The following is a 12,785-nucleotide window of genomic DNA, read 5'->3' on the forward strand; positions in this document are numbered from 1 at the left end:
GGGTTCCTTTGCAGGTTGGAGATCGATGGGAGCTTGCTCACCATAGTTAGTAGCAATCAGCAGGCCAAATTTATTTCATCAATCTGGGTAAAAGTACGAAAAGAGGGCCCCGCGTTGTGCGGGACCCTCTTCGCGTTATGCAGCTAGCTGCCAGCTTTCGCCTAGAAGACGAAGACCAGTCGCGGCCAGCTAGTGCTGGACTCCACGAGGTCGTTACCGGAGTATTCGACCGAGATCCAGTGGATGCCGCGGCTGAGCTTCGGCAGCTTCAGCGAGGCATTGCCGCGCTTGTCTACCGTGCTCGTGCCGACGGCGGTGCGACCGTCGTAGAAGGTCACCTCGCCTGCGGTCGTGCCATCCTTGCCGACCGAGACGCTGGCATCCGCCGTGACGGAGCGGTTGCCCCACACGAACCAGGAGGAGAGACTCGAGCGAACACTCGAGGAGATCTTCTCCACCGATTGTGCGTCCGATTCTGCAACACCATCCGAGTAACCATCCTTGCTGGCCGTGACCTGCACGCTCAGCTCGGTTCCGATGTCGTCGGTCGTGATGCGGTACCGGCTGTCGGTCGCATCAGCGATCGGTGCACCGTCGCGCAGCCACTGGTAGCTGTAGTCGGCCGAAGCCACACTCCAGTTACCGTGCACGGCCTTGACTGTCTTGCCAACCTCGACCTTGCCGCGGATGCTCGGTGCCTTCGTGTTCTCGATGGCTTCAGCAGTTGTCGCGACCTCGATGGGCACTACGACCGCAGTGTCGGTTCCCGCAACCATGACGGTCAGCGCGAGCGTGCCCGAAGGTGCGCCGGCGGGGATCGTAACGGTCACGCTAGCGCGGCCCTGCTCATCCGTGGTGTCGACGATGGTGCGGTCGATCGTTGCCGAACCGAGCACGTCTCCATCAACCGAAACCTCGACCGTGGTGGCGTCTGAGCCGCCGCGGCTGAAGGTGAGCGACGAGAGGTCGAGCGTGACGTCATCTCCGGGGTTGTAGCCGTCGGCATCCGGAGCTGAAACAACAGCACCAATGGCGCGCTGTTCGAGCGGCGGGTCAGCGATCGTGTTCTCTTCGAACCACTCGACCATGGACTGCAGGTCGACGCGGCCGCTGTCGGCGCGATCGGTTCCCTCGGCGAGAGTAGCGAAGTTGTCGCCACCGGCCGCGAGGAAGGAGTTAGCAACCACCGTGTAGCTGGCTGCAACATCCACCGGAACACCGTTGAGGTACATCGCGGTTACTCGCTCACCCTGAGCCGCGGTGGGGTCGTACGAGTACGTCAACCCTTCCGAAACTCCGAGCTTGAGGAACGGACGCTGCGCACCCTCGGGCTGCCACTGCTCTTCGAGAACTGACTTGATCTGAGCACCGGTCAGCGACATCGTCGTGAGCGTGTTGCCGAAGGGCTGCACGTTCGCAGCCTCGCGGTACGTCACTTCACCGTCACCGTCGCCAGCACCTGATGCTTCGTAGACGAGGTCCGTGCGCAAACCACCCGGGTTCATGAACGCAATCTCGGCACCTGAATCGGAAGCTGCCCACAGTTGAACGTCGGCTACGAAGTTGCCGATGGTCGACTCGCCACCACGGTTCTCGGGGAACGGAGTTCCATCAACCGGAGTCTGCACCGCGCGGTACATGCTGTCGGAAATTTCTCCGACCTTAGCGTTGCCGAGCTCGGCGGCCGCTGCGGTAGCCTCGTCGACAATCGCCTGAACAGCGGCATCTGGCTCGAAGCCCTCAATCGGCAGAACCTCAGCCTCGAAGTCGATGATCTCCTTCGTTGCCGGGTCGACATTGAGGTCGAAGTGGCCGTAGTTGGCACCGTACTGTCCGGCCGAAACCACCAAACGCGGGCGGTCCATGCCAGGAACGGTGACCTCGTGGTCGTACGCGAGGTGAGTGTGACCCGACACGATCGCTTCGACCTTCGGGCTCAGGCCCATGACGATCTGGCCAAAGGCCGAGTCGTCGGTCGATGCTGCGATGTCGGTGGATGCCGCACCTTCGTGAACGAGCAGAACGAGAACGTCTGCTTCGCCGTTGGCGTCACTTCCATCGGTGAGGTAGTCCGCAACACGGTCAACCTCGGTCACGATGCTGCGGATCTCGAGCGACTCGATGCCAGCGGGGCTGACCAACTCGTTCAGATCTTCAGTAACAGCACCGATGAATCCGACGGTCACGCCGTCGAACTCCTGCAAGAAGTACTCGTCGTAGGCCGGAGCGTTGGTGTCCCGGTCGTAGAGGTTCGCGGCGAGGTAGGGCCAATCGGCAGCATCTAGGATGCGGTCGTCAACATCGGCACGACCCTGATCGAATTCGTGGTTACCGAAGGAACTCGTGTCGAGTCCGATTTCGTTGAGCACGTCGATCGTGGGCTGGTCGTTCTGGATGAACGAGGTGAACGTGGTGGCTCCGACGAAGTCACCGGCACCAACGAACGTGGTGTTGGGGTTCATGGCTTCCCAGTAGTTCACCATTCCGCCGAGCTGAGCTGCACCGGGGATGCCACGGTCTGCCTCGATACGACCGTGGAAGTCGTTCGTGGTGAGGATCTCGATCTCGACCGGCGCAGCCTCAGTGCTGAGGCCAATGCTGATCGGGTCGTGGTCGCTCGACCGGAACACGCTTCCCGCTTCGGTTGCTCCGAAGGCGTAGCCGCGATCGCCCCACTCGGGCGAGTTGATGTTCCAGACGGCAGCATCGGTCACGTGCTCGGCGAGCGAGGGCGAGACGATGATGTGGTCGAGCGATCCCAGTTCACCATCGAAGGTGTAGGTGTACTCGTTGTCGCCTTCAGCGGCGAGGGTGTCGACAAATCCAGCTTCGGTGAAGACCTGAATCGGGTCTTCTTCGGAGTAGGCGTTGAAGTCACCGACGAGAACGACCTTGTCGCTCTTTGCTTCATCGGCCGAGATCGAGTCAACGAGGGTCTTGACAGCGTTGGCCTGCTCCACACGCTCAGTGTTGAAGAAACCCTGGCCGTCAGTCGGCTCGGTTCCCGAACCGCCCTTTGACTTGAAGTGGTTAGCGATAACCGTGATGAGCTCACCGTTCGACTCAAAGGTTTGAGCGATCGGTTCACGCGCGATGTCCCAGACCGACTCGTCAACAGCAGTGAAGCTGTCGCCAACCGGAGTGGCTGCTGCTGGCTTGAAGATGATCGCGTTCGTGATGAAGTCAGTGATGGCTGCATCGTTCAGGTCTGCTGGCGTGCGAACGTAGTCCCACGTTCCGGCGCCGGCGGCGGCATTGAGAGCACCGACGAGATCCATGAGTGCTTCGTCAAGGTCGCCACCCAACTTGATGGAGTTTTCGATCTCCATGAGACCCACAACATCCGCATCGAGCGAGTTGATAGCGGCAACGATCTTCGACTGCTGGATAGCGAACTCTTCAGCGGTGTCTGCACCACGAGCATCCGAGTCTTCACTCGTCAGTGTCGTGAAGTAGTTGTAGACGTTGAAGGCTGAGACCTTAAAGTCTCCGCCGACAACGGGGGCTGAATCTTCCCGCGGATTCGTCGACTCGAACGTGGGCAGGTACTCCGCCGGGCTCGCATCGTTGATCGCGATGGTCGGCTGCAAACGCCAGTCATCGAAGCCGTAGCTCAGAACGTAAGGGTTCGCCGGGAACTCCACAGTGTCACCGTTGCGCACAACAGTGTCTGCTGAGAAATACGGCTGCTCACCGGGGTGAGAACCGTTAGAGATTTGGATGCTGTAGCCATCATCGAGGAAGATGCGGCTGGCACGGTTAGCAGCGGCGATCGCGGCGGCGTCGGCTCCGGCATCCGTGGTCTCGGTGCTCTTGACGGCGAGCTCTTCTGGGCTGAGCCAGAGGGTGCCGAAGTTGTAGAGCTGGTGGCTGGAGCTCACGAGGTAGTCGCCCGTGGGAGCAACGAGCATCGACTCGAGAGGCTCCCGGTCGGCACCAACAACGCCCGCATCGAGGGCGGATGCCTCAACACGGTCAGCCGGGTCAAGGTCGGCGGCCGACGTCACGAGTTCGACGGCCGTGCCCGAACCGAGCTGGGTCAGTCCGAAGTATTCAGCGACGGGGCCGGTTGCGGTGACCTTGTCTCCGATTGACACTGCGGGGTTCGCACTGCCCAGGAAGATGAAGATTCCGTCGGAGGCGCCGGGCGTAGCATCGCTCGCCCCACCCGATCCGGGAGTCTGGATGACAATGCCACGGTAGCCGGAGGCCCCACGGTAGTCAGCGGTGACAACACCCTCGACGGTGACGGTGGTGCCGACCATGGTGCTCGAGGCTGAAGTGCCTTGAACGTCGGCAATAGTTGCTGTTGCTTCGGCCGCTAGGGCGGCCGGAGCGGTGATCGCGGTCAACGCGATGGCGCACGACGTGGCAAGAGCCCCGATCGTGAGCCGCGTTGGCCTGCTGCTTCGTGGATACATAGCGGGCAGTCCCCTTATGAATTGTGAAATCAACGGTCTACCCCCAATGGGGGTATGTCAGACGATAGCCCTGCCCACAGCTCATTCCAAGGTTTTAAACGAATTGCTCATGTGCGCGTAACCCGTTGTTATTGTGCGAAGCGTGCGGCCTCGCGACTCGGCCAGCTACCCGCTCCGTGCGTCGGTCTGCGACGCCGTTACTGGGCCGAATTGCGCACAAAAGCGTGCGCCCGCGCCGCCAACGAACGCGAAAGGCGACCGAAAAGATCGACGCTTGCCCGCCCCGGCCAATCCTCGGGCAACGCAGAATCCGGCAACCCCGGATCGACGTACGGGATCACACGCCACTGATCGAGAGCATGGATATAGCACGCGAACGCTTCGGCATCGGTCGACGCCGGGCCCACTAGGGCGGAGTGCTGGGCGAGAAAACTGTCGTGCAATTCACGCAAGCGGTCGAGATCCCACCACTGGGCTACGGCATCCGCGAACGACTGAGTCGTCTCGGGCCGGCCCGCAATAAACAGCGTTGCGCACTCCCTCAGTTCGAGGTGTTCCAGAATGCGCAACACTTCTGGTTTGAGGTGCGCCGGGCAAATCCAGAGCCCGGTGGCGACGGTGCCGCACCCGATCCAGCCGAGCCTGCGACGAAGCTGGTGGCGTTCATCGCGGCGTGATTCGGGGATCGAAAACGAGATCAGACACCACGGGTCATCTTCGCGCTGCTGGCGAAAGCTGAAGACCCGGCGATCGCCACTCTCGAGCATTGGCACAGCATCCGCGTTCACTCGGTAGCCCTGTTGGCCGTCGACCATTTCAGGCACCAGTAGGCCCTTTGATTTAACGCGTGCGATCGCGCTGCGGGCGCCATTGGCAGAGACTCCCAGCGCTTCCATGATGCGCACGAGATGCGCCGACGAGATCCAGCCACCCAGCTGACGCAGCTGCGAGCCCACAAAGGTGCGGAGCAGGGCTGTTGCACTCCCGGGGCGGGAGTCGAAGTCATCCAGAATCATGGCGGTTACTTGGTGAGCTGTGCGTGAATGGCCTCGATGCCGAGCTGCACTTCGGCGAAGGTTGTGCTGAGCGGCGACAACCCGAGGCGGATGCCGTGAGGCCGGCGGAAGTCAGGAATGATCCCCTGTTTCCAGAGTTCGGCATTCACGGCGGCGAAGCTCTCGTGGTCGATCGTGACGTGGCTGCCCCGTTCGGCGGCATCCCGCGGCGAGCTGACGGTGACGCCGAGCGGCACGAGCAGTTCGTCAACGAGCGCGAGCGCGTACTCGGTGAGGGCGACCGACTTGGCGCGGATCGCGGGGATCCCCGCCTCTTCGATAAGGCCGAGCATGTCTTGCATCGCGAGCGAGCCGACGACCGATGGTGTGCCACTGATGAAGCGACGGATGCCTTCGTGCGGTGCGTAGCCTGGCCCCATTTCGAAGGGGTTGTTGCTGCCCATCCACCCTTGGATCGGCTGCGTCATGGCCTCGATGTGCTCGGCGCGCACGTAGCCGAAGGCGGGGGAACCCGGGCCTCCGTTGAGGTATTTATACGTGCATCCAGCAGCCAGGTCGACGCCCCAGGCATCGAGTTCGGTTTCAACGACGCCGGCGGAGTGACAGAGATCCCAGAGCACGAGCGCTCCGGCCTCGTGCGCGAGGGCGGTGATGCCGGGCATATCGGCGAGGTGGCCGGAGCGGTAGGCGACGTGGCTGATCACGACAAGGGCCGTGTTCTCGTTGAGCGCGTCCTCTACTTCGGCGGCGGTGACTCCCCCATCGCTGGCGGGATCGATCCAGCGCAGCGTCTTGCCGAGCTCAGCCGCGATGCCCTCGACCAGATAGCGATCGGTCGGAAAGTTGCCGGAGTCGATCACGATCTCGCTGCGTTCGGGGCGAGCGCTCAGACCGGCGCGAATCAGTTTGTAGAGCACGACCGTGGTCGAGTCGCCGATGAACGTTTGGCCCGGTGCAGCACCGAGCGTTGCAGCGCCGAGACGATCGCCGAGGGTGAGAGGCAGTTCGTACCACGCTTCATCCCAGCCACGGATGAGACGACCGCCCCACTGCTCGTCAACGAACTCGGCGAGGCGGGCCGCACTCGCGATGGTGGGTCGCCCGAGCGAGTTGCCGTCGAGGTAGGCACGCACTTCAGCGGATCGCACGAATTTGGCCGGGTATTGCTTCAGCGGGTCGGCGGCGTCGAGTGCTGCTGCGGCCTCGGCACTCGTGTCGAGTGGCGCGCTGGCTCCGGTGGGCGCAGCCGTCGCGTCATCGTGCGCAGCAGTCGGCGCGTGGGTGTCGGTCATAGGTCGATCCTCCATGTGGTCGGGATGGGGGTTGTTGCGGTGGGAACAGCGCTGTCGCTGCGCCAAGCCGCGTGCGCGCGGGTCGCGCTCACGGCAAAGTCAGGGTGAAGCAGCTCACGGGCCGTGACCACGGTGGCGGTCATGAGCCACGACGCGAGGTCAGCATCCGCGGTCGGCACCGTCGGCAAGTAGCTCACGGTGCTGCCGAAACCGGGTAAGCACAACGCCCGCAACAGGGCGTCGTAGCGCACCCCGGCATCCTGCAGTGCGGTCAGTTCGCGCTGGTTGAGGCCGGGAGGAAGATCGCCATTGCCCATGTCGGTGCCGTAACGAACGGTGCCGCCCGCGGCGTGAAAGCGTCGCAGGTTGTCGCTCGCAGTCTCGAAGTCGCGACCACGCTGGCCATAGCCGTGGATGTCGAGGGTGCTGATCCACGAGTGACGTCCGGCAAGAAAGCGGGAGTTCGGCTGCGCCATTTCAGCAATCAGGGCGTCACTGAGTTTCTCGGTCCACGGTGTGTGCGCCAGGCGATCGGCCCCCGCAGAAAACGCCCGCTGCGCTTGCCCTGGCCCCTGCACATGAACGACAACTTCGGCGCCGCGACTGTGCGCGTACTCCACCAGTGCGCACAAGGTTTCATCATCAATGACCGGGCCATCCTCGGCATTCAGCGCAACCTTCACAAAGGTCGCACCAGCGGCGAGCTGCTGCGCGACCGCCGCCATCGCCTGCTCACCCGTCTCCACTTCAGCAACCGCAAGCGTCGCCGCCCACGCACGATTCGCCGGGTAAGCATGAGGCGCGGTAATGAAAGCGCCCGCGTGGTTCAGCGCGGGAACCGCATCGTCGATCGCCCACTCGCGCAGACGCTCAGGATGCCCACCCAAATCGTCGACCGCCGCGAGGCCGCCAGCCACGAGAGCGCGCGGCTCCGTCAATCCGAGATGCACGTGCGCGTCGCGAAAGCCCGGCAGCAGCACTCCCGGAAGACGCACCGCGGTCGGGATTGCGGCATCCGCTATCGCTCGAATGCCGTGGGGGCTGACCCGCACTGTGGCCGGGCCGTGCCATTCACGCAGCCAGTAGCCGTCGACGGCGTAGTCGACGGTGAGCGCTGACTCGGTGGTTGGTCCGGTCGCCGCAGGGAGCTGCGGAGCTGGGTTCGGTTGTTCGGTCACGAGCGGCCGATCTCAGTGCGCACGGCAAAGAGTTCAGGGAAGAAGGTGAGGTCGAGTGCCTTCTGCAGAAAGCCGACGCCGCTCGAGCCGCCGGTGCCGCGTTTCGTGCCGATGATGCGCATGACTGTTTTCATGTGGCGGAAACGCCACAGTTGGAAGTTGTCTTCGAGGTCGACGAACTCTTCGCAGGCTTCATAGGCGAGCCAGTGTTCGCTTTCGTTGTCGTAGATGTGGCGGAAAGTGTCGATGAGCTCGTCATTTTGCTCATAGCCGCGCGTGACATCGCGATTGAGTACGGCATCGGGAATCTCGTAGCCGTGGCGGCTGAGGTAACGCAAGAACTCGTCGTAGACGCTGGGCTCGGCGAGCAGCTTGCTGAGCAGGGCGTGGGCTTCAGGCTGCGATTCGAACACTTTCAGCATGCCGGCGTTCTTGTTGCCGAGCAAAAACTCGACAGCGCGGTACTGGTACGACTGGAATCCGGATGAGCTGCCCAAGTAGTCGCGAAACTGCGAATACTCGCTCGGCGTCAGCGTTGCGAGCACTGACCACTGCTCGGTGAGGGTGCGCTGGATGTGCTTGACGCGTGCAATGCGCTTGAGCGCAATAGAGAGGTTGTCGCTCGCAATGAGATCGCGGGCCGAGGTGAGTTCGTGGATCACGAGCTTGAGCCACAGCTCGGTGGTCTGATGCTGGATGATGAACAACATCTCGTCGTGATGCTCAGGGGTGCTTTGCGGAGTCTGCGCGCTCAGCAGCGTGTCGAGTTCCAGATACGAGCCGTACGACATCCGCTTACTAAAGTCGGTGACAATCTCGTCTTCCAGGGCACGTTCGCTGTGGTTATCAGACATGCCGATACCCTATTGCACTTTTGCGACGGCCGCCACACTTATGTTCGCGTGTTTCTGCACAACTACTCTGCAGGAGTGCATATGAAGTCTCCCGCGGTCGCCACTCCGACGCCGAGACCCTCGTATCGGATAATGGCCAAGTGAACGTCGACGACTTCCTGACCAGCCTTGCCGCACTCCCGGCTTCACCCGCCCGCGAGTCCTACCTCTCCTTTGTCACGGCGGGTGGGTCGGATGCGCTCAAGCGCGATGGTGGGCCCGAGCATGTGACGGCATCCTGTTTCGTCTTCTCGCCTGACTTCGAGCGCGTGCTGTTGTGCTTTCACCGCAAAGGACAGTTTTGGGTGCAGTTCGGTGGCCACATTGAGCCGCAGGATGCTTCCGTCGCGGATGCCGCACTACGCGAAGCTCGCGAGGAGTCGGGCATTGCCGCCCTCGCCCTCCACTCGGACTCGATCGTTGATCTTGACCGGCACGAGCTGCACGGCGGTTTCGCCTGCGCCGCACACTGGGATGTGGGATTCGTTGCCATTGCCGCCGCTGATGTCGACTTCGCAGCCAGCGACGAAAGCGAAGACGTGCGCTGGTTCGCCACGAACGCCCTCCCCGAGAATGCTCCCGACAGCTTCCCCGCGAGAATTGGGGCTGTACTGAAAGCCGTCTTGGCGGATGCCGCCAACTAGCCAAGCGCCGATTAGAGCCGTGACTGCGGTGTCCGCAGCGCTTCGAACACGCCACGGAGATCACTGAACGAGAGCGCTCAGTCTCCGGAAGCGTCGTGGTCGCCGACGCCAGCAACAGCATCGGCATCGGCATCGGCATCGGCATCGGCGGCAGCCCGCACAGCTGCCCGCCGTTTACGCTTCTCGTTGGCTGTGGCAAGCGCCTTACGGGCGAGGGCATTCGCTTTGCCACTGGCTTTCTTCGCCATCTCAAACTCGGTGCCCAGAAGCGCGAGCCCACCGATCGCTACGAGGGAACCCGGCCCGGGCAATGGGATGAGCACCACACCAAGAGCGACGGTCGTGCCGCCAACAACACCAACGGTCGTGCGATAGACGCGGTCTGCCTTGGGGTTCTTGCGGATCGCCTCGCGCGTTCCATGAGCGGCGGAACTTGCCGCGTGCCCTACCGCCACACCTGCACGCGCGGCGACTGTTCGTTTCTGGTTCATAGGCTGATTCTACGAGTGGGTTCTCTACTCGCTAGCTGAGATCACGCCCTCGAAACCGGCGATGCGCGTCGCGACAACCTCAGCAGCTTCCTGGGCCTCGGCCTCGTTCGCATCCATGAGTGCCGACTGGTAGCGAGCAGTGAGGTCGTACAGCGTCTGGATAGCGCCGGTCTCAACATTGCAGGTGGCCTCGATCACGGCGATTCGTCGGTTCTCGGCGCTGTCGCCATCTGACTCGTAGTCGAACTGAGGCATAGGTGACTCGGCATCGAATTCGAGCCCCTGCTCAACCATGCACTCCTTGGCAGCAGCGAGCGCTGCTTGGCCTGGCTCCGAAGCGAAGGCGGCATCGTAGGCAGCGTCCGCGACCTGCGCATCAAAGGAGTAGCCGTCATCCAGATTGAAGCGTGTTCTCATTTCTTCTTTAGATTCATCGAGGCAGCGCAGCTCCTCATCGCTCGGAGTCGGGGGCACCTGGTCAATGAGGGCGGCAATCTCGAAACCGTACTTCTGAGCGAGCGGAACACTCCACAGCCCAAAGAGCCGATCCTCTTCGCTCGACACCGTCTCTGACCGGCTGTAACCAGGCAGCCCGCTCTCAGCAAGACACGCGTCAGTCAACACCTGCCACGCTTCACGCCGGAGTTCATCGACCTGCGGCGCATTCCGATTAATGGCATCCACCGGCAGAACAACGGTGCCCGCCTCGAAGTCGAGGGTGGCGGTCACGTGGGCGTAGGGCTCGATGTCGACGCCTGAAGATTCCAACCCGACAGTGCCGGTCGAGCATGACGACAGCAGAAAACTGGCGGCGATGAGCAGAACGCCCGCCGGAGTCGCGATCCGAGAGGTGTGTTGCGATCGAATACTCATCTGTGGTTACCCAACAATCTTGTTATTTGAGGTTTAATCGCAACAACGCGTGCGCTCCATAGAACCACGGGATGCCATGCCCGTCAACCACAGCGGACACATGCAGAAAGCCCCGGCTGCCGACCACATGAGTGGGGCATCCGGGGCTTTCTTGTGCTCGAGTGAGCGGGGTGCTTGTTAGAGCGCAGCCAGCTTGTCGACGAACGAATCGCCAGGCGCTACGTCGACCGACTCTGCATCGATCTCGGCGCGGCCGAGGAGTTCGTCCATCTTGCGACGACGGTTGCGCGGGATGAGCGTGACAACAGTTCCGGCCTTGCCTGCGCGACCGGTACGGCCAGCGCGGTGCAGGTACGTCTTGTACTCCTCGGGGGCATCGGCCTGAATAACGAGGCTGATGTCATCTACGTGGATGCCGCGGGCTGCAACGTCTGTCGCGACAAGCACGTTGACCTTGCCGCTCGTGAGCATCTGCAGGTTGCGGGTACGACGCGACTGGTTGAGGTCACCGTGAAGGCTCGTGGCTGGGGTTCCACCCATGCTCAAGAATTCGGCCATCTCTTCAGCAAAGGCACGCGTGCGGGTGAAGACGAGAGTCTTGCCCGTGCCGGCGGAAAGCTGCTTGATGATCGCACGCTTGTCGCGCTGTTCGATGAGCAGAACCTTGTGGTCGATCGTGGAAGAGGCCTGAAGATCTCTCTCATCTCGGCGGCCTCGAGACCTTCTAACACCACGCACTCAAGCTCTCGCAGAGACCGCTATTTGGACTTGATCGATGCCCGCCGAAGTTCCGGTACGCTCAATGCGAAGAGCGCCCCAGCGAGCTCGAGAGAGCCGAAAGTCAAATACGCAACCTGAGTGCCAAATGCCGTAGTCAAAGCCCCAAAGCCCGTGTAGCCAATAGGTATTAACCCTAGCGCCGCGAAGGTGAGAAGTGCCATCGTTCGCCCCATAAACTGTGATGGAGTTAGCACTTGAACAAGCCCGATAAGGAGTGCCGCTGCCGGACCCGCGCACAACCCAATCATCGCAAACAGACCCGCTGCAAGAGCTAGCGAGGAGGCCCAAGGGATAACGCCAACCAAAATCGCGCCTATCCCAGCGAACGAAGCGCCCCAGAGGCCGGCTCGATCCGGGCGCCAGAAAATCATCACGAGCGCCCCCGCTGCCGCCCCGACGCCAAAGGCAGCTAGCAGGAATCCGAACCCTGACTCGCCCCACCCATTGTCAAGTGCCAAGCGTGGGCTTCCGATATTGATCGGCGCCGATAGCGCGAGGTTCAAGGTACCAATAGTAATTAGCAGAGGGCCAACAACTCGGTCTTTTGCCACACGTCGAAGGCCTGCCAAGAGCGCTTTCCTCATCGACTCTTCGCGCAAAACTCGAAACTCGTGATTCCCAGGTTCACTACTGATCATGAGAAGGAGCATCACCGAAACTAACAGCGCGGCCGCCCCTACTCCTGCCGTACCTCCTACTCCTGCTCCGGCCAGTAGAAGCCCCGCCGATGCTGAAGCTAGGATCATCGAAAGTCGCTCGATGGTCTGCACCAACCCCTGAGCCGCAGGCAAGGCCACACTTGGCACAAGCACAGCAGGCATTGAATTAACTGCAGGCAAATAAATTGCATCGAGGATGCCAAACGCCAGGGCGTAAAACATAAGAAAAGGGATACTGATCTCGCCCACCACGGCATGAATTGTTACGGCTGACAGGATCAAGAGCCTAACAAAATTCGTGATTTTCGCCGTCAGCAAGGCACCAATTCGGTCCACGAGCGTCCCGCCAAAAAGCATAAGCGCCGCGCGGGGCAGAGACCCAGCAGCGATTACCAGTGACGCTTGGAAAGCAGTTCCGTTGCGGTTCGCTAGCCAAGACAGCAATATGAACCACAGCCCGTCGGCAGCAAGGCTGAACCCTAGACTCGAGCCGAAGAGCAAAAAACGAGATGAGTTCAACCCTCCCTTTGCAATCACA

The 12,785-nt window shown here is 61.7% G+C and carries 9 protein-coding genes and 1 pseudogene; 1 reads left to right on the forward strand and 9 read right to left on the reverse strand.

All coding sequences use genetic code 11. The annotated features are described in order from the left end of the window. Positions 1-161 precede the first annotated feature (161 nt). The 5 genes from ACWFSR_RS12860 to kynA form a co-directional block, all read right to left on the reverse strand. Positions 162-4,421 carry an ExeM/NucH family extracellular endonuclease gene (locus ACWFSR_RS12860; RefSeq protein ID WP_447522543.1) on the reverse strand — a complete coding sequence of 1,420 codons (4,260 nt, stop codon included), beginning with the start codon at positions 4,419-4,421 and terminating at the stop codon, positions 162-164. Between the two features lie 197 nt (positions 4,422-4,618). Continuing rightward, on the reverse strand, positions 4,619-5,437 hold the full coding sequence (locus tag ACWFSR_RS12865) for a PaaX family transcriptional regulator (RefSeq protein ID WP_447522544.1): 819 nt from the start codon (positions 5,435-5,437) through the stop codon (positions 4,619-4,621). A gap of 5 nt (positions 5,438-5,442) precedes the next feature. After that, on the reverse strand, positions 5,443-6,729 hold the full coding sequence (locus tag ACWFSR_RS12870) for a kynureninase (RefSeq protein ID WP_447522545.1): 1,287 nt from the start codon (positions 6,727-6,729) through the stop codon (positions 5,443-5,445). Then, positions 6,726-7,907 carry an amidohydrolase family protein gene (locus ACWFSR_RS12875; RefSeq protein ID WP_447522546.1) on the reverse strand — a complete coding sequence of 394 codons (1,182 nt, stop codon included), beginning with the start codon at positions 7,905-7,907 and terminating at the stop codon, positions 6,726-6,728. The genes ACWFSR_RS12870 and ACWFSR_RS12875 overlap by 4 nt, the downstream gene beginning before the upstream one ends. Continuing rightward, entirely contained in the window at positions 7,904-8,761 is an 858-nt protein-coding gene (gene kynA / locus ACWFSR_RS12880; protein WP_197155755.1) for a tryptophan 2,3-dioxygenase, read from the reverse strand. The genes ACWFSR_RS12875 and kynA overlap by 4 nt, the downstream gene beginning before the upstream one ends. Positions 8,762-8,901: 140 nt before the next feature. Between kynA and ACWFSR_RS12885 the strand changes: the two genes are divergently transcribed. After that, positions 8,902-9,444, forward strand: coding sequence for an NUDIX hydrolase (locus ACWFSR_RS12885; protein WP_447522547.1), 543 nt, complete (start codon positions 8,902-8,904; stop codon positions 9,442-9,444). A 77-nt stretch (positions 9,445-9,521) separates the two neighbouring features. Here ACWFSR_RS12885 and ACWFSR_RS12890 read toward each other — a convergent pair whose 3' ends face one another. The 4 genes and pseudogenes from ACWFSR_RS12890 to ACWFSR_RS12905 form a co-directional block, all read right to left on the reverse strand. Further along, on the reverse strand, positions 9,522-9,935 hold the full coding sequence (locus ACWFSR_RS12890; protein WP_447522548.1) for a PGPGW domain-containing protein: 414 nt from the start codon (positions 9,933-9,935) through the stop codon (positions 9,522-9,524). Between the two features lie 24 nt (positions 9,936-9,959). Continuing rightward, complete coding sequence (locus ACWFSR_RS12895) at positions 9,960-10,808, reverse strand: hypothetical protein (protein ID WP_447522549.1); 849 nt, start codon at positions 10,806-10,808, stop codon at positions 9,960-9,962. Positions 10,809-10,985: 177 nt separating this feature from the next. Further along, positions 10,986-11,498: pseudogene (locus ACWFSR_RS12900) on the reverse strand (helicase-related protein); the annotation flags it as partial. 68 nt (positions 11,499-11,566) lie between these two features. After that, positions 11,567-12,784 (reverse strand): MFS transporter, encoded by a 1,218-nt coding sequence (locus ACWFSR_RS12905; RefSeq protein WP_447522550.1) that lies wholly within the window; start codon positions 12,782-12,784, stop codon positions 11,567-11,569. Position 12,785 lies beyond the last annotated feature (1 nt).

The organism is Salinibacterium sp. NYA9b, assembly GCF_976973725.1.